Here is a 16,406-nt window from a genome sequence, read left to right as displayed (position 1 = left end):
GTGAAGGGACACGTTGCGCGTTACCGCCGCCGGCCCGACGACCTGGTCGTGCTGCCGGTCGCGGCGACCGTACTCGGCGACGCCCACGCCGAGGCGGCGGACGAGGCCGTCGGGGTACGCCGGCCGAGGTACGGCCCGCGCGCCGTCGCGCAGGACCGGCGCGACCCCGCCGCGACCGAGATCGACCGCGCCGTCCAGGAGGGTGCCTGCGACGGGTCCGTCCTCGTCCCGGACCTGATCCCGGGCGGCCGCGACGCGTTCGTCGACACCGCGGTCGCGGAACTCCCGGACCGCGGCAGCCGGCGCACCGAGTACTCGGGCACGACCCCGCGCGAGCACCTCGGCCTGCGCTCCCTCACCCGACCCGCCGCGCCCGCGGCCGAGCATCACCGGAGGACACCCGCATGACCACCACGGAGAGCAGGCTCGCGGCAGACTGGCAGGCCTGGCACGAGGCCCGCGAGGAGCTGCTGGCGACGCCGCACGGCTGGCTCAGCCTCACCGGCCTGTACTGGCTCGACGCGACGCCCGCGGCGTTCCCCGACCTGCCCGGGACGTGGCGGGCGACCGGCGACGGCGGCGTCGAGATCACCGTGCCCGAGGGCGCCGACGTGACGGTCGACGACGCGCACGTGACGGGCACCGTGCGCGTCGAACCGGTCGACGGGCTGCCCGGCGTCCTGGTCGGGCTGGGCGAGCGCAAGGTGGAGGTCATCCGCCGCACCGACTCCTACGCGCTGCGGGTACGCGACCCGCAGGCCGTGACGCGCACGGCGTTCACGGGCGTGCCGACGTTCCCGGTCGAGGAACGGTGGGTGCGGCCGGGACGCTTCGAGCCCTACGACGCGCCGCGGCCGATCACGGTCGGCGCCGTCGTCGAGGGGCTCACGCACCGCTTCGAGACCGTGGGCGAGGTCGTGTTCGACGTCGACGGCGTGCCGCAGCGGCTCGCCGCCCTCCGAGGCTTCGACGGCGGCCTGAACCTGCACTTCCGCGACGCCACGTCCGGGACGAGCACCTACGGCGGCGGCCGCCACGTGCTCGTGGCGGACCCGGCTCGCGACGGCACGGTGACGATCGACCTCAACCGGGTGACCAACCTGCCGTGCGCCTTCACCGCGCACGCGACCTGCCCGCTGCCGCCCGCAGGCAACGTGATCACGGTGCCCGTCGAGGCGGGGGAGAAGAACCCGCCCCGCCCCGACCTCGCGGCCTGACCGTGAGTGCCGATGGTCGCCCTGGCGACCGTCGGCACTCACGAGGGGTCATGCGGGGGCCCGGACGGCCATGAACGTCGTCTCCCGGCGCAGCCGGAACCCGATCGAGAGGTACAGCCGGATCGCGTTGGTGTTCGAGGCCGCCGCGTGCATCATCGGTGTCTCGCCGCGCTCCCGGATGCCGTGGCCGACGGCCCGGACGAGCCGGGTGGCGAGGCCCTGCCCGCGGAAGTCGGGATGGGTGCACACGGCGCTGATCTCGGTCCAGCCCGGCGGGTGCAGCCGCTCGCCCGCAATCGCGACGAGCGCGCCCTCGCGCCGGATGCCCAGGTAGGTACCGAGCTCGACGGTCCGCACCGCGAACGGCCCCGGCTCGGTGAGCGCGACCAGCGCCATCATCTCCGGGACGTCGGCGGCGCCGAGCCGGACCGCCTCCTCGTCGGGAGCGGTCCGCAGGCCGTCGTCGACGAGCTGCACGCCGCGCCCGGAGTCCAGCACCTCCCAGCCGGCGGGGACCGCCGCCGGGTCCTGCGCCGACAGCGCGAACGTCGCGCCCGGCCCGGCGAGCACCGCGAGGTCCGCCCAGGCCGACGGCTCCGCCGCGCTCGGCAGCGCGGTGAACACCGAGACGTCGGGGTGGTAGCGCAGCGCCTGGCCGTGCACCTGGGCGAACCGCCGGTGCGGCCCGGACAGGGAGGCGTGGGCGGGGTTGTCGAGCACCCGCTCCGCGTCGGCGTCGGACGCGGACTCGGGCCGGACCTCGGACGGGATGGTCATCCCGCTCCTTCCGTGCGTCGTGCGGGGCGGCGCGGCGTCGCGCGCGTGCCGTCAGGAGTTGCTGAGCGGCAGGCCCGGAGGGTTGATCTGGGCGGTCGGGACTGCCTCGTTCGCCAGGTTCCAGGTGTCGAGCCAGGCCGCGTACTGGCCATTCTGGATGAGGTGGTTGATCGCGTCGGCGACGGGCTCGGCCAGGCCGTTGCCCTTCTTCGTCGTCGCGCAGATCAGGCCCTGCAGGGAGGCGCCCGCTCCGGAGTACTTGCCCGCGCTGCGTGTCGGCGTCGGGGTGCCCGCGGTCTGGGTGACGTGGTAGGCGACGCTCGGGTTGGGCAGGAAGTAGGCGTCGATCTTGCCCGAGGAAAGCGCCAGGTAGGTGCTGTTGATGTCCGGGAAGTACTTGACGTCGAGGGTCTTGCCCTGCGTCTGCAGCTCGCTCTGCCACTGCAGTAGGATCTTCTCCTGGTTGGTGCCCTTGCCGACGGAGACCGTCCTGCCGGCGAGGCTCGCCGCGGTGCCGTCGAAGTTCCACGGGCTGCTCGCGAGGGTCTCGAACCCGAGGTTGTCCTGGCGGTAGCAGGCGAAGTCGTACTTCTCCTTGCGCTGCTCGGTGTCGGTGATGTTGGAGAAGCCGACGTCGGTGCGCCCGCTGTCGATACCGACGAACAGGTTCGCCCAGGTCGCGTTGTCGATCCGGGGTTCGAGGCCGAGCACGGCGGCGACGAGCCTGCCGAGGTCGGGCTCGGAGCCGGTCAACGTCTTCTGGTCGGTCCCTACGAACCCGAGGGGCGGCGACCCGGTCGGCAGGCTGCCCGAGCCGATGACGAGCGTGCCACTGTCGGGGACCGACCTGGGCACCTCGTTGCGGATCGACTCGACGACGGGGACCTGCAGCGCGGTCTCCTTGGCGGCGCCGTTGGACAGCGCGCCGATGGTGACGCTCGTGGTGCCTTCCGTCCTGCCCGTCGCCGCGGGCGCGCTGCCGCCGCACGCGGCCGCGGTGGCCCCGAGCACGACGGTGGCGACGCCCGCCGCGGCGATGCGTGCCCACCGGGGACCGGAGCCCCCAGGACCTCGTGAGCGGCGATAGTCGCTATCGCGACCGTCGCCGCTCACGGGGGAACGGCGGACGGCGGTTGTCTGTCTGGGGCTGGACACGGTGCTGGTCTCCTGGTGGTTCGCTCAGAGCACCTTGGCGAGGAACTCGCGGGTGCGGGGGTGTCGGGGGTGGTCGATGACCTCGGCGGGGGTGCCCTGCTCGACGACGACGCCGTCGTCGAGGAAGACGACCAGGTCGGCGACCTTGCGGGCGAACCCGATCTCGTGGGTGACCACGATCAGGGTCGTGCCCGTGCTGGCGAGGTCCTCGATGACGCCGAGAACCTCCCCGACCAGCTCGGGATCGAGCGCGGAGGTCGGTTCGTCGAAGAGGATCACGCCGGGGCGCAGGGCCAGCGCCCGGGCGATCGCGACCCGCTGCTGCTGGCCGCCGGACAGCTGGCGCGGGTAGGCGTCGGCCTTGTCGCCGAGGCCCACGCGGGCGAGCAGCTCGGCGGCCCGCGCGCGCGACTCGGACCGCGTGGCCCGGCGGGTCGCGACGGGGGCCGCGGCGACGTTCTCCGCGGCAGTGAGGTGCGGGAACAGGTTGAAGTTCTGGAAGACGAAGCCGATCCCGCCGCGCTGGCGCAGGATCGCGCGCTCGCTGAGCTCCTTGAGCCGTTCGCCGTGCCGCCGCACACCGACGAGCTCGCCGTTGACGCTGACGTAGCCGTGGTCGAGCTTCTCGAGGTGGTTGATCGACCGCAGCAGCGTCGACTTCCCGGACCCGGACGGGCCGAGGACGACCGCGACCTGGCCCGGTCGCACGGTCAGGTCGACGCCGGCGAGGACGTGGTGGGGGCCGAACCACTTGTGTGCGCCGTGGATCTCGACGGCGGCGGGCCGGACGTCGGTGGCCGGGTCGGTTCCTCCCGGGGCCGAACCGGTGATTCCGGCCGGGGTGGCTGCGTCGGTGGTCATCGGAGGGCTCCTGCCGCGATCCGGCCGCGAAGCTCGGCGACGCCGGTCCGCAGCTTCTGCAAGGGCGTCAGCGGCATCGTCCGGACCGAGCCCCTGGCGAACCGGCGCTCGACGTAGTACTGCACGACGGACACGATGCTGGTGAGGATCACGTACCAGACCGTCGCGACCATGAGCAGCGGGACGATGTCGCCGGGATAGGTGCTGCCGAGGCTCTGCACCTGGCCGAACAGGTCGAGCAGCGACACGTAGAACACCAGCGACGTCGACTTGATCAAGCCGATGAGCTGGTTGACGTAGTTGGGCACGATCGAGCGCAGCGCCTGCGGGGCGACGATGCGGCGGAACTGGTAGCGCCGTGGCAGGCCCAGTGCCGCGGCGGCCTCGTGCTGGCCCTGGTCGACCGAGAGGATGCCGCCGCGCACGACCTCGGCCGCGTAGGCGGCCTCGTTGAGGCTCAGGCCGACGACCGCGATGACGATCTCCGTCGCCAGGGCCGTCTCGTCGAACTGCACGAACGTCGGCCCGAACGGGACGCCCAGGCCGAGCGACGGGTACAGCGCGCTGAAGTTGTAGAGGAACAGCAGCAGCACGATCAGCGGCACGGAACGGAAGAGCCACACGTAGCCCCAGCTCACCAGCTGCAGCACCGGGCTGCGGGAGAGCCGGCACAGCGCGAGCACGACGCCACCCAGCAGCCCGAACACCGCGCTGAGCGCGGTCACCTTCAGCGTGATGAGCAGGCCCTCGAGCACGACCGGCCGGAGGAACCAGTAGCCGAACCGGTCCCACTGGAAGTACGGGTTGGTGACCAGCCCGTGCCCGATCTGGGCGAGTACGACCAGGACGACGACGGTCGCGACCCACCGCCCCGGATGGCGCAGCGGTACGACGCGCTGTGCCGATGCGGGCCCGGGTGCCGGCCCGGTGTCCGCGGGCCGCGGATCACGGAGAGAGGTGCCGGTGCGCGCGGCGGGTTCCGGCCGCGAATCGCCGATTTCGCCCATTGTGCTGGCTCCAGGAAAAGGGCAGGAAAGCGCCGGCGAAAGGTCGCGCGCAGCGCAGGGGGACCCGATGTCGAATTCGGGCCGATCGGGGCGGGGGCGTGCGCGGCCCCGGGCATGTTTTCTCCCGAAACCGCTCCGAATTGTTCGGACCATTCATCGGCACGGTCAGCCGCGGCGGGTCAGCGGGTCGCGCAGCCCGAGGTGCTCCCGCAGCGTCGTGCCCCGGTACTCGGTCGGGTACACCCCGCGCTCCTGCAGTTCCGGCACGAGCCGGTCGACGATGTCGTCGAGGCCGTCGGGGGTGAAGATCGGCGAGACGTTGAACCCGTCGACGGCGCCGTGCCGGACGAACCTGGCGAACCTGTCGGCCAGCGACGCCGGCGTGCCGGTGTGCCCGCGCTGGGGCTCGAGAGCCGCGGCGGTCTCCCGCAACGAGAGCTTCTGCTCGGCGGCGACGTCCCGCCAGCGCTGCACGAGCGCGACCTGGTCGTCCCAGCGGCGCGAGCCCATCGCCCCGGTCCGCTCGGCGACGACCGGAGCCTCCTCCGGGAGGGGCCCGTCCGGGTCGCGGTCGGTCAGGTCGATGCCCCAGATCTGGCTCGCGATGTTCAGCGCGGTCGCGCCGGTGACCTGCTCGGAGGTGATCCAGCGGCGCTTCTCCTCGGCCTCCGACTCGGTGTCGCCGAGCACGATCGAGGTGCCGGGCAGGATCCGGATGTCGTCGGCCGGCCGGCCCACCGCGCGCAGCCGGGACCGGATGTCGGTGGCGAACGCGAGCGCGTCGTCGAAGTCGCCGCCGTGCGCCGAGAAGATCACCTCGGCGTTGCGGGCGGCGAAGTCGCGGCCGGCGGCGGAGTCGCCCGCCTGGAAGATCACCGGGTGGCCCTGCTCGCTGCGTGGCAGCACCGGCGTGACGTCGACCGCGAACTGCGACGTGCGGGCCCGCACCGGTACGACGCCACCCGGCCGCGACCAGCTCGCGGCCTCGGCCGACGTCGCGACGGCGTCGTCGTCCCACGCGTCCCACATCGCGCGGGCGACGTGCAGGAACTGCTCGGCCCGCACGTAGCGGTCGGCGTGGTCGAGGAAGCCCCCGCGGCGGAAGTTCTCGCCGGTCCACGCGTTGTCGGTGGTCACGACGTTCCAGCCGGCGCGCCCGCCGGACAGGACGTCGAGGCTGCTCAGCCGTCGTGCGAGGTCGGCGGGCTCGTTGTACGTGGTGTTCTGCGTCGCGACGAGCCCGATCCGCGAGGTGAGCCCCGTCAGGGCGGCGAGCTGGGTGATCGCGTCGGGCCTCCCGGCGATGTCCAGGTCGTGGATCCGTCCACCCGCCTCACGCAGCCGCAGCCCCTCCCCGAGGAAGAACGCGTCGAACAGGCCGCGCTCGGCGGTGGTGATCATCCGCCGGAACGAGGTGAAGTCGATCTGCGAGCCGCTCTCGGGCTGCGTCCAGATCGTCCAGTGGTTGACGCCCTGGAAGAAGACGCCGAGATGGAGCGTCGCGTCGGGGTAGGGCACGTCGTCGGACACGGTGCTCACGCGGATGCCTCCTGCGGGACGAACCGGTTGGCCGGGCGCGGGAGCCCGAGGGTGGTGCGCAGCGACGAGCCGGCGACCGGCCGGCTCACGACCCCGGCGCGCAGCAGCGGGGCACGACCCGCGCCGACAGCTCGGGCAGGTCCTCGTCGAGGACGGCGACGTGCAGCCGCACGCCGTCGACCACGCGGGCGAGGTCGGTGAGCAGGGCGACCAGCCCCGCGGCGGAACCGATGTGGCGCAGCCGTTGCGCCGCCGGCCACGGGGTGTGGGCGTCGAGCGTGGAGAGCCGGTCGACCGCATCCCCGTCGGCGGTGTCGAGCACGACCTCGACCTCGGCGAACACCCGCGGGGTGGCCGCGCGCCGCGCCGCAGCGCCGACGTCGTCGACGGTCGGCTCGTCGACGAGCGTGACGTCGACGAGGTCCGGCGGCAGCAGTCCGTCGGCGGCGAGCACCACCAGCTGGCCCTGCGGCGGCCGCGGCACGATCGCCGGGCCCTTCACCGAGTACGTCTCGCCGACGAAGTCGACGTAGTGCAGCTTGTCGACGTCGAGGTAGCGGCCGGTGGCGACGTCGCGGATCGCCGCGTCGTCCTCCCAGGAGTCCCACAGCGCCCGGTTGACGGTGACGGCGTCGCGGGCCTCGCGGCGCAGACCGTCGGGGTCGGTGACGGCGGGCCGGCCGAGCGCGGCGGCGACCGAGGCGTCGTCGCTGGTGGCCACGACCCAGCCCGCGCGTCCTGCCGCGGCGAAGTCCAGCGACGCCAGCTGGGAGGCGACGTGGAACGGCTCGGTGTAGGTCGTCGAGACGACGGGTGCCACCGCGATGACGCTGGTCAGCGGGGCGACGAACGCGGCCCGCTCGACGGCGCCGATGCGACCGGCGAGATCGGCGCCGCGCGACGGCGGGGCGAGGGAGTCCTCGAACGTCGCGAGGGTGAAGCCGGCGTGTTCGGCGTTGCGCACGACGCGCTCGACCCGGGCCGCGGTCAGCAGCCGGTCGGGGGCGTGCCGGGCCCGCCTCCAGGCGGCGGGGTGCGCGCCGTCGCCGTCGAGCTCGACGGCGAGGTGCAGGGGGCGGTCGGTGGGCATGGTGGTCCTTCGGTGGGCGTCGGTGTCGAAGAGGGTGTCCAGGACTCGGTTGCGAGGACTCGGTGCGAGGCGGGTCGATCGACCGGTTCGGTCAACCAACCGCGGCGAGTGGGGACTCCGTGGCCGCGCCCGCGGCGAGGTCGGCGAGGACCCGGCCGAGCGCGGGCGCGAACTTGAAGCCGTGTCCGGAGAAGCCGGCGGCGACGACGAGCGGGCCGTGCGCGCGCAGGAAGAACCCGGAGTCGGGGGTCGAGGTGTAGGTGCAGCTCACCGGCTCAGGGTGGTCGGCGTCGAGCCCCGGCAGGTGCCGCGCGACGTAGTCCTGCAGCCGGTGCAGCAGGCCGGGCTCGGCGGTGAACGTCCGGCGGTCGGGGTCGCACACCGGGCCCACCCCGTGGAAGCCGACCTTCACACCGTGGGCCGGTGCGGCGAGGCCGTACACCCCGGACGGCCAGCCGTCGGCCGGGCCGGTGTGGTGGACGAACGTCGGCCACGCGGGTCCGGTCCGCCCGACGGGACCGCACGGGTCGTCGCCGCGCACGGGGAAGTGGGCGGGCTGCTCCTGCGTCACGCGCAGCGGCGGCAGGTCGACGAGACCGTCGAGCAACCCGGTCGACCAGGCACCGGCCGCGACGACGGCCCGGCGGGCACGGATGCGCCCCTGCGAGGTCTCGACGTCGACGCGGTCGGTCCCGCGTACCGACAGCCGCTCGACCGTCGTGTGGTGACGCAGACGGGCCCCGCTGCCGACCGCGGCGGCGGTCAGCGCGGCGACGGCCTGGTCGGCGTGCAACCGGCCGGACCGGTCGGGCTGCACGAGGACCGGCCCGGAGAAACGCATGCCCGGCCACCGCTCGCGGGCCTGCTGCGGGTCGAGCCAGTGGTGGGCGATGCCGTGCGCGGCGAGGGAGCCGGCGAGGGCGGTCGTCGCCGAGCGGTCCCCGTGGTCGACACCGCCGGTGACCTGGAGCAACGCCGCGCCGGTGACGTCCTCGAGACATCGCCACAGCTCGAAGGCCTCGACCGCGAGCCGCAGGTAGGGCGCCGCGACGTAGGTCTGGCGGTAGATGCGGCTGGTCCCGTGCGACGCGCCACGGTTGTGCCCCGGGCCGAAGCGGTCGACGAGCAGCACCTCGACGCCACGGCTCGCGAGCTGCCAGGCCGTTGCCGCGCCGACGACGCCGGCACCCACGACGACGACGTCCACATCGGATGGTGGACCGGGCACGGCCGAGCGGGCTGCAGGGACGAGTGCGGGTCGGGACATGCTGCCTCCAGGCGGATCCGGACGGACGGCACCGGGGCCGGGACGGCGGACGGCGGCCCCGGAACGCGGGGGCGCCGAGCGCGGTCCGGCCCGTCGGCCGGGGGACGGACGACCGTCAGCGACCGGCGGCGGCGCGGAGGCGGCAGAGGTCGAGGTGGCGGCGCCGGGTCAGCACGCCGGGACCGGGCGCAGGGGCGGGCGGGCACGCTCGGCGCACGGGAACTCCCATCGTTCCGGGCGTTAGCACCCCGCGCGGTGGCGCGTGGTTGCTGCGACGTCGACGAGCCCGGTCTCTCGGCCGCTCTGGATGGACGGTTCAACTGAACGCGGCGGGCCGCATCGCTGTCAAGACGCCGGACGGGGATGTGGTGTGCACCGCATTCGTTCGGTACCGCTCGAATGTCCGGTCATTGCGAGCCACTTGGCACGCCGGCCGCGTCGCCGTGGCGCGCCGGGCGTCGGCCGAATGCACGAATGTGAGCAACGAGACGGACCGATCGGTCCCCCATGTCTTGAACGCGTCGTCCCCGGAGCGCACCCTCAACGTCACGGACCGATCGGTCCGCTGCGACGAGGCGGAGGTGGCCATGCGGGACGCGGTGATCGTGGAGGCGGTGCGGACGCCGTTGGGCAAGGGCAAGCCGGGCGGGGCATACCACGACGTCCATCCGGTGGACCTGCACGCGCACGCCATCCGCAGCCTGCTGGCGCGGGTGGACGGCCTCGATCCGGCCGAGATCGACGACGTCATCGGCGGCGCGGTCGGCCAGGTCGGGGAGCAGAGCGGCAACACCACGCGCTACGCCGCGCTGGCCGCCGGGCTGCCCGAGTCGGTGCCGGGCGTGACGGTCGACCGCCAGTGCGGCAGCAGCCAGCAGGCGATCAGCTTCGCCGCGCAGGGGGTCGTGGCGGGGGCGTACGACATCGTCGTCGCCTCCGGGGTGGAGTCGATGAGTCGCATCCCGATCGGCAGCCAGTTCACCGTCGGCGGGAAGCAGGTCGACGTGCACGGACCGACGATCGCCGACCGCTACCCGGGTGGGCTGGTCCCGCAGGGCGTGAGCGCCGAGCTGATCGCGCGACGGTGGGAGCTCTCCCGCGCCGAGCTCGACGAGTTCGCCCACCTGAGCCACGTCCGCGCCGCGACCGCGTGGCGGGAGGGCCGGTTCGCCGCCGAGGTGGCCGCGCTGAAGGTCACCCATCCCGACGGTTCGGTGTCGACCCTGGACGTCGACGAGACCGTCCGGCCCGGGACGACCCTCGAGGCCCTCGCCGGACTGCGGACCCCGTTCGCAGCCGAGCGCTGGACCGAGCGTTTCGGTGACATCGACTGGAAGGTCACCGCCGGCAGCTCCAGCCCGTACAACGACGGGTCGGCCGCGCTGCTGATCACCACCAGCGAGGTCGCGGCCGCCCACGGCTGGACGCCACGGGCGCGGATCCACACCGCGGTCGCGGTGGGCGACGACCCGGTCTACATGCTGACCGGCGTCATCCCCGCCACCGCGAAGGTGCTCGCCAGGTCCGGGCTCTCGATCGCCGACATCGACGCCTTCGAGGTCAACGAGGCCTTCGCGCCCGTCGTGCTGTCGTGGCTGAAGGAGACGGGCGCGGACCCGGCGAGGGTGAACGTCAACGGGGGCGCGATCTCGATCGGCCACCCCCTCGGCGCCAGCGGCGCCCGCCTCGCGACGACGCTGCTGGGCGTCCTCGAGCAGACGGGCGGTCGCTTCGGGCTGCAGACGATGTGCGAGGCGGGTGGCACCGCCAACGCCACCATCTACGAGCGCCTGGGCTGAGTCGGCGCGCGGCCTCACACCGTGGCGGTTCCGCCCACCCGTTGCAGGCGGGCGGCCGCCACCGTGTTCCACAGCAGCATGGCGATCGTCATGGGTCCGACGCCGCCCGGCACCGGGGTGACCGCGGCGGCGACCTCGGCCACCGCGGCGGTGTCGACGTCACCGCACAACCCTGCCTCGGTGCGGTGGATGCCGACGTCGACCACCGTCGCGCCGGGCTTCACGGCGTCCGCGCCGACGAGGTGCGGCACGCCCGCCGCGACGACCAGCACGTCGGCGGTGCGCGTGATCGCGGCCAGGTCCGCGGTATGGCGGTGGCAGACCGACACGGTCGCGTCGCGTTCGAGCAGCAGCTGCGCCTGCGGTTTCCCGACGAGGTTCGACCGGCCCACCACGACCGCGTGCCTGCCCTTGAGCTCGACCCCCGCGCGGTCGAGGATGTGGACCACACCCGACGGGGTGCACGGCCGCAATCCCGGTTTGCCCAGTGCGAGCCGGCCCGCGCTGGCCTCGGTCAGCCCGTCGACGTCCTTGTCCGGGTCGATCAGCTCCAGCAGGTCCGCCGGGCGCAGGTGCGACGGCAGCGGCAGCTGCAGCAGGATGCCGGTCACGGCGGGGTCGGCGTTGAGCCCGGCGATCGTCGACGCGAGCTCGGCCTGGGTGACGTCGGCGGGCAGATGGCGGTGCAGGTCGCGCATCCCGACCTCGGTACACAGCCGTCGCTTGTTGCGGACGTAGATCTCCGACGCCGGGTCGTCCCCGACGAGCAGCGTCGCCAGGCCGGGCGGTTCGGCCATCGAGGCGACCTGCGTCGCGACCTCGTCGCGCACCCGGGCGGCCAGCGATCTGCCGTCGATGAGCCGTGCGGTCACATGCTCCTCCTCAGAAGACGATCGTGGTGCGCCCGTTCACCATGACGCGGTCCTCGCAGTGCCAGCGCACGGCCCGGGCGAGGACCGTGCGCTCGATGTCCGCGCCGAGCCGGACGAGATCGGCGGCGTTGTGGCGGTGCGACACCCGGATGACGTCCTGTTCGATGATCGGGCCCTCGTCGAGGTCCTCGGTCGCGTAGTGGGCGGTCGCGCCGATCAGTTTCACGCCGCGTTCCCTGGCCCGGTCGTACGGGCTCGCTCCGGCGAACGCGGGCAGGAACGAATGGTGGATGTTGATGACGGGGACGCCGATCCGGTCGAGGAGGTCCCCGGACAGGATCTGCATGTACCGCGCGAGGACGACGAGGTCGACCCGGTCGCGCAGCAGGTCGAGCTGGGCCTGCTCCGCCTCGGGTTTGGTCGCCCGGGTCACCGGGATGTGCGCGTAGGGGACACCGAACCCGGCGACCGCCTCGGCGAGGTCCGGATGGTTCGACACCACCTGGACGATGTCGATCGGGAACTCCCCGCGACGCCATCGCCACAGCAGGTCCAGCAGACAGTGGTCGTACCGCGACACGAACAGGGCGACCCGCGGGAGGGCGTCGACGTCGCGCATCCGCCAGGTCATGCCGAACCGCGGCGCGACCGTCTCGCCGAACTCACGCTCCAGCTGCGGGAGGCGTTCGCGCAGCCCGGGGAGGTGGAAGACGAGCCGCTGGAAGAACCGGCCGCCGACCGGGTCGGTGGTCTCCTGGTCGTACTGGGTGATGTTGGCCCCGCGGTCGTGCAGGAACGCCGTGATCGCGGAGACGATGCCCGGCCGGTCGACGCACGAGGCGAGCAGCCGCCCGAGGTCGGACGCGGCCGGACCGGCGGTACCGGGAGCAGCGGCGGCGCCCGGTCGCGGAGGTCGGGGTGAGGTGACGGTTTGTGTCATCGCGGGCGGATCCCTGTGGCTCCTGGTGGCGCGACCGCCCGGCCGGGCGGTCGCGGTGGCGGTCGGGTCGTCAGCGGGCCGAGGGCGGCGCGCCGACCTCGATGCCGTACTCGGTGCCGGCGTCGACGAGCGCGTCCGCGAGGTACTGCCCCGAGGACCGCTCGCAGTGCAGCAGGTAGGACCGGGTGCGGGCGGTGCCGTCGCCGGCGGGATCGTCGAGCTCGTCCCTGATGTCGTCGCGCACCACGTCGGTGACGACGCGCGCGACCGACGAGCGGAACGCGGACCCGTCGGGCACCACCCGGTCGGCCAGGTCGATCGCGCAGACCTTGGCCAGCAGCGCCGGGGCGGCGGCGCCGGTGAGCCGGACCAGGGCGCGGCCGTGGGTCACGTCGACGACCGAGGCGAACTCGCCGCTGTCGGCGACGACCGCACGGGTCGCCGCGAGCAGCTCACCGCCCGTCCCGGCCGGGCCGAGCACCAGCCATTCGCCCGGGCCCGCGCCGACGACGAGCGCGCCGGCGAGCGCGCCCTCGTCGTGCCGGGCCGTCCTGCCGAACCCGGTCCCGAGCGCGGCCCGCACGGCCCCCTCGGCCGGCCCGCGGACGGTGAGCTTCACCAGTGGCCCGAGGTCGGCCAGGACGAGGTCGCCCGTCGCGTGCCGGGCGGTCAGCTCCCAGCCGTCGACGATCCGGCGCGGGCCGGGGAAGGCGAGCGCGGTCCTCGCGACGGGCGGGGCGGTGGACACGGCCGCAGCGGGCTCAGACACGTTGACGTTCCCCCTCGGGGTCGAAGTGCGCGTGCTCGGCCATGACCTCGACGAGGGTGTCGCGGCCGTCGCGCAGGCGGACGGTCAGCCGGGTCCCGGCGTCGGCGAGGTGGGCGTCGACCTGGCCGAGGCAGATCGAGCGGCCGAGCGTCGGGGACATCCGGCTCGAGGTGATGCGACCGACGATGTGCCCGCCGTCGCTGATGATCTGGCTCGCCTCCTCCGGCACCACCGTCGGGTCGAGAGGCTGCAGCCCGACGAGCCGCGGGTGGTCGTCGTGCTCGGACTGCCACTGCAGCTCGGGCTTGCCGACGAAGTCGGGCTTGTCGAGCTTGACCGCCCAGGCCAGACCGGCGGAGTAGGCCTTGGTCAGGCCGTCGGTGTCCTGGCCGACGATCAGGTGGCCCTTCTCCAGGCGCAGGATCCGCTGGGCCTCGACGCCGAACGGGGCGACGCCCAGGTCGGCGCCCGCCGCCATGAGCGACTCCCAGACGTGCAGCCCGTAGCTCGCGGGGACGTGCAGCTCGTAGGACAGCTCACCGGTGAACCCGATGCGCCACAGGACGCAGTCGGCGACGCCCGCGATCGTGCCGGTGCGGACGTTCATGTAGCCGAACGCCTCGTTGGCGAGGTCGACGTCGGTGAGCCGGGCGAGCAGCTCGCGCGACCGCGGACCGGCGACGTTGATGCTGGCGAAGGCCGTCGTGACCGGGGTGATGTGGACCCGCCAGTCGGGGTGCTCGGTCTGCAGCCAGTTCTCCGCCCACTCCCAGACGGTGCCCGCGCCCGACGACGTCGTCGACATCAGGTAGTGGTGCTCGCCGAGCCGGCCGGTGACGCCGTCGTCGAGGACGACGCCGTCGTCGGCACACATGACCCCGTAGCGCACCCGCCCGACGCCCAGCTGCGACCACTTGTTGACGTAGAGCAGGTTGAGCAGCTTCGGGACGTCGGGACCCTGCAGGTCGAGCTTGCCGATCGGGGTGACGTCGATGATCCCGACGCCTGCGCGGACGTTGCGGACCTCGGCCGCGGGGTCGCCGTAGTGCTCGGGACGGATCCACTGGCCGGCCACGAGGGGGGCGGCCCGGTGCGCCTCGTGCCACGGCTGCATCGGGGAGTGGCGGACCGGTTCGAACCTGCGACCGGCCAGCGCCCCCAACGTGACGGGCGTGTACATCGGCCGCCACGTCGTCGCCCCGGTCTCGGCGATCGTCGACCCGGTCGCGTGGGCGACGAGCGCGACCGTGTTGACCGTCTCGAGCTTGCCCTGCGCCGGGCCCATCGTCGCGGTCGTGTAGCGCTTGACCAGCTCCGAGGAGTCGTAGCCCTCCTGCACCGCCGTGAGGATGTCCTTCGCCGACACGTCCTCCGACATGTCCACGAAGCCGCCGATCGGCGTCGCGAAGAACAGCTCGGGGTGGCGGCGTAGGCCCAGCGGCGCAACGGGTTCCGGCGCGCGTTCGGCCGCGTCGGCGCCCCCGGGCGAGGTGGGGCGGATGCGCGCGTGCGCCGCCGCGAGGGACAGCGCGCGGGCGGCCGCCTCCCGGCCCGCCGCCTCGGCGTGGGCGACCAGCTCCTCGAGCGTGCCGTCGCCTGCGATGCCACCGACCGCGATGACGGTGTCGGGCGTCGCGGCCGGGTCGGGCACGAACCGCGCCGCGTCGGGCCGGTAGACCGGGTTCGAGCCGGACATGTTCAGCAGCGACGTCGGTGCGGTCCACCCGGTCGCGGTGACGAGCAGGTCGGCGTCGAGACGGCTGCCGTCGGACAGCTCGACGGCCTCGACACCTCCGCGCCCGGCCGCCCGCACGACGGTGCGGCCGTGGCGGGCGTCGACCTCGACGACGTCGACCCCGGCGGCGCGGAGGTCGGTGGCGGCCGCGTCGCCCTCGGGGTTGGCCGTGACCACCACGGCCCGCTGCCCCGGTCGCACCGAGTACAGGTTGAGCAGCCGCCGGACGGCCGTCGAGAGCATGACGCCGGGCAGGTCGTTGCCCGCGAACACGTACGGGCGCTCGATGAGCCCGGCCGCGACGACGAGCGTGCCCGCCCGCGCCTTGACCAGCCGCTCGGCCACGTGGGGGAGGCCGCGCTGGACGACGGCGAGCCAGTTGTCGTCGTAGCGGGCCGCGACGACGGAGTCGGTGAGCACCTCGATGCCCGGCTCGGCCTCGACCGCGGCGACGAGCTCCGCGCGCACCCGCAGGTCGTCGGCGTCGCCCCAGCGCAGGTGCCCGCCGAGCTGGTGCTCCTGCTCGACGAGCATGACCGTCGCGCCCGCGCGGGCGGCGGCGACGGCGGCCGCCATCCCGGCGGGCCCGCCACCGGCGACGAGCACGTCGGGGTGGGCGTAGCGCTTGTCGTAGTAGAGCTGTTCGCCGTCGGGCGGCACCTCGCCCGCGTGCACGAACCGCCGCAGCACCCGCTCGTAGGCCGGCCACAGCCGCTCCGGCTTGATGAACGTCTTGTAGTAGAAGCCGGTCGCGAGGAACCGGCCCGCGACCTGGTTGACGGCCTTCACGTCGTAGCGCAGCGACGGCCACGTGTTCTGCGACCGCACGTCCATCCCGGCCTCGGCGAGGCGGTGCGCGCCGCGGACGTTGGGCTCGTCGCCGACCTGCAGCAGACAGCCCGGGTCGAGGATGTCGGCGGTGAGCAGCCCGCGCGGGCGGTGGTACTTGTAGCTGCGCGAGAACACCCGGACCCCGGCCGCGGCGAGCGCCGAGGCGATGGTGTCGCCGGGGTGGGCCCGGTGGACGGCGCCGTTCCAGCGGAACTCGAGCGTCCGGCTGCGGTCGATCACCTCGCCGGGACGGGAACCGAGCCGGCAGTCACCCGTGCCGACGGTCCGCCGCGTCACGACGTCGCTCCGGCCGTGCGCACCGCGTTGTCGACGGTGTTGCGCTCGATCGCGAAGTACCGCCGGCAACCCGATCCGTGGTACCAGGTCTCGCGGGTCCAGCCCGCCGGGTTGCGGTGCAGGTACAGGTGGCGGCGCCACTCCTGCGGGGTGGCGGTGGTCGGGTCGGGCCGGGTCTTCGCCTCGCCGACGTAGCGGAACTCGCTCACGTTGCGAGCCCCGCAGTTCGGGCACGGGAGCAACATCATGG

The 16,406-nt window shown here is 73.7% G+C and carries 15 protein-coding genes and 1 riboswitch; of the genes, 3 read left to right on the top strand and 12 right to left on the bottom strand.

Annotated features, from left to right (window positions below):
• A complete protein-coding gene (locus PSED_RS24805; protein WP_143770610.1) occupies positions 1 to 408 on the top strand; it encodes a hypothetical protein in 408 nt (135 codons plus the stop codon).
• Positions 405 to 1,217: a DUF1684 domain-containing protein gene (locus PSED_RS24800; RefSeq protein ID WP_013676981.1), complete on the top strand. Its 813-nt coding sequence runs from the start codon at positions 405 to 407 to the stop codon at positions 1,215 to 1,217. The genes PSED_RS24805 and PSED_RS24800 overlap by 4 nt, the downstream gene beginning before the upstream one ends.
• 48 nt (positions 1,218 to 1,265) lie before the next feature.
• On the opposite strand, the gene PSED_RS24795 is transcribed toward PSED_RS24800, so the two are convergent.
• From PSED_RS24795 to PSED_RS24765, 7 genes are all read right to left on the bottom strand, one after another.
• The gene (locus PSED_RS24795; RefSeq protein WP_013676980.1) at positions 1,266 to 1,994 is read right to left on the bottom strand and encodes a GNAT family N-acetyltransferase; all 729 of its coding nucleotides are present in this window, start codon (positions 1,992 to 1,994) and stop codon (positions 1,266 to 1,268) included.
• A gap of 51 nt (positions 1,995 to 2,045) precedes the next feature.
• Positions 2,046 to 3,107 carry a transporter substrate-binding domain-containing protein gene (locus PSED_RS24790; RefSeq protein ID WP_233899148.1) on the bottom strand — a complete coding sequence of 354 codons (1,062 nt, stop codon included), beginning with the start codon at positions 3,105 to 3,107 and terminating at the stop codon, positions 2,046 to 2,048.
• A gap of 66 nt (positions 3,108 to 3,173) precedes the next feature.
• The gene (locus PSED_RS24785; protein WP_013676978.1) at positions 3,174 to 4,010 is read right to left on the bottom strand and encodes an amino acid ABC transporter ATP-binding protein; all 837 of its coding nucleotides are present in this window, start codon (positions 4,008 to 4,010) and stop codon (positions 3,174 to 3,176) included.
• Positions 4,007 to 5,017 (bottom strand): amino acid ABC transporter permease, encoded by a 1,011-nt coding sequence (locus PSED_RS24780; RefSeq protein WP_013676977.1) that lies wholly within the window; start codon positions 5,015 to 5,017, stop codon positions 4,007 to 4,009. The genes PSED_RS24785 and PSED_RS24780 overlap by 4 nt, the downstream gene beginning before the upstream one ends.
• A gap of 165 nt (positions 5,018 to 5,182) precedes the next feature.
• Positions 5,183 to 6,556 carry an NtaA/DmoA family FMN-dependent monooxygenase gene (locus tag PSED_RS24775; protein ID WP_013676976.1) on the bottom strand — a complete coding sequence of 458 codons (1,374 nt, stop codon included), beginning with the start codon at positions 6,554 to 6,556 and terminating at the stop codon, positions 5,183 to 5,185.
• 85 nt (positions 6,557 to 6,641) lie between these two features.
• Complete coding sequence (locus PSED_RS24770) at positions 6,642 to 7,646, bottom strand: LLM class flavin-dependent oxidoreductase (protein ID WP_013676974.1); 1,005 nt, start codon at positions 7,644 to 7,646, stop codon at positions 6,642 to 6,644.
• A gap of 91 nt (positions 7,647 to 7,737) precedes the next feature.
• Entirely contained in the window at positions 7,738 to 8,913 is a 1,176-nt protein-coding gene (locus PSED_RS24765; RefSeq protein ID WP_013676973.1) for an FAD-dependent oxidoreductase, read from the bottom strand.
• Between the two features lie 222 nt (positions 8,914 to 9,135).
• Positions 9,136 to 9,227, bottom strand: a riboswitch (SAM riboswitch).
• 273 nt (positions 9,228 to 9,500) lie between these two features.
• On the opposite strand from PSED_RS24765, the gene PSED_RS24760 reads away from it, so the two are divergent.
• Positions 9,501 to 10,712 (top strand): thiolase family protein, encoded by a 1,212-nt coding sequence (locus PSED_RS24760; protein ID WP_013676972.1) that lies wholly within the window; start codon positions 9,501 to 9,503, stop codon positions 10,710 to 10,712.
• 14 nt (positions 10,713 to 10,726) lie between these two features.
• Here the strand turns inward: PSED_RS24760 and folD are convergent, their stop codons facing one another.
• The 5 genes from folD to PSED_RS24735 form a co-directional block, all read right to left on the bottom strand.
• Entirely contained in the window at positions 10,727 to 11,584 is an 858-nt protein-coding gene (gene folD, locus PSED_RS24755; RefSeq protein WP_013676971.1) for a bifunctional methylenetetrahydrofolate dehydrogenase/methenyltetrahydrofolate cyclohydrolase FolD, read from the bottom strand.
• A 10-nt stretch (positions 11,585 to 11,594) separates the two neighbouring features.
• Complete coding sequence (purU, locus tag PSED_RS24750) at positions 11,595 to 12,524, bottom strand: formyltetrahydrofolate deformylase (RefSeq protein ID WP_013676970.1); 930 nt, start codon at positions 12,522 to 12,524, stop codon at positions 11,595 to 11,597.
• A 70-nt stretch (positions 12,525 to 12,594) separates the two neighbouring features.
• Positions 12,595 to 13,293: a sarcosine oxidase subunit gamma gene (locus PSED_RS24745; protein ID WP_013676969.1), complete on the bottom strand. Its 699-nt coding sequence runs from the start codon at positions 13,291 to 13,293 to the stop codon at positions 12,595 to 12,597.
• Positions 13,286 to 16,156 (bottom strand): 2Fe-2S iron-sulfur cluster-binding protein, encoded by a 2,871-nt coding sequence (locus PSED_RS24740; RefSeq protein WP_013676968.1) that lies wholly within the window; start codon positions 16,154 to 16,156, stop codon positions 13,286 to 13,288. Before PSED_RS24740 ends, PSED_RS24745 begins: the two co-directional genes overlap by 8 nt.
• Entirely contained in the window at positions 16,153 to 16,404 is a 252-nt protein-coding gene (locus tag PSED_RS24735; RefSeq protein WP_013676967.1) for a sarcosine oxidase subunit delta, read from the bottom strand. Before PSED_RS24735 ends, PSED_RS24740 begins: the two co-directional genes overlap by 4 nt.
• Between the last annotated feature and the right edge of the window lie 2 nt (positions 16,405 to 16,406).

Origin of the sequence: Pseudonocardia benzenivorans CB1190, assembly GCF_000196675.2 — a bacterium.
In the GTDB taxonomy this organism is placed as follows: Bacteria; Actinomycetota; Actinomycetes; order Mycobacteriales; family Pseudonocardiaceae; genus Pseudonocardia; species Pseudonocardia benzenivorans.
This window is presented reverse-complemented; position numbering and strand designations above follow the sequence as displayed.

Bases quoted from the DNA above. Each gene is read 5' to 3' on its own strand.
- PSED_RS24800 (WP_013676981.1), top strand. From the start codon at position 405: ATGACCACCACGGAGAGCAGGCTCGCGGCAGACTGGCAGGCCTGGCAC.
- PSED_RS24795 (WP_013676980.1), bottom strand. From the start codon at position 1,994: ATGACCATCCCGTCCGAGGTCCGGCCCGAGTCCGCGTCCGACGCCGAC.
- PSED_RS24785 (WP_013676978.1), bottom strand. From the start codon at position 4,010: ATGACCACCGACGCAGCCACCCCGGCCGGAATCACCGGTTCGGCCCCG.
- PSED_RS24780 (WP_013676977.1), bottom strand. From the start codon at position 5,017: ATGGGCGAAATCGGCGATTCGCGGCCGGAACCCGCCGCGCGCACCGGC.
- PSED_RS24770 (WP_013676974.1), bottom strand. From the start codon at position 7,646: ATGCCCACCGACCGCCCCCTGCACCTCGCCGTCGAGCTCGACGGCGAC.
- PSED_RS24765 (WP_013676973.1), bottom strand. From the start codon at position 8,913: ATGTCCCGACCCGCACTCGTCCCTGCAGCCCGCTCGGCCGTGCCCGGT.
- PSED_RS24760 (WP_013676972.1), top strand. From the start codon at position 9,501: ATGCGGGACGCGGTGATCGTGGAGGCGGTGCGGACGCCGTTGGGCAAG.
- purU (WP_013676970.1), bottom strand. From the start codon at position 12,524: ATGACACAAACCGTCACCTCACCCCGACCTCCGCGACCGGGCGCCGCC.
- PSED_RS24735 (WP_013676967.1), bottom strand. From the start codon at position 16,404: ATGATGTTGCTCCCGTGCCCGAACTGCGGGGCTCGCAACGTGAGCGAG.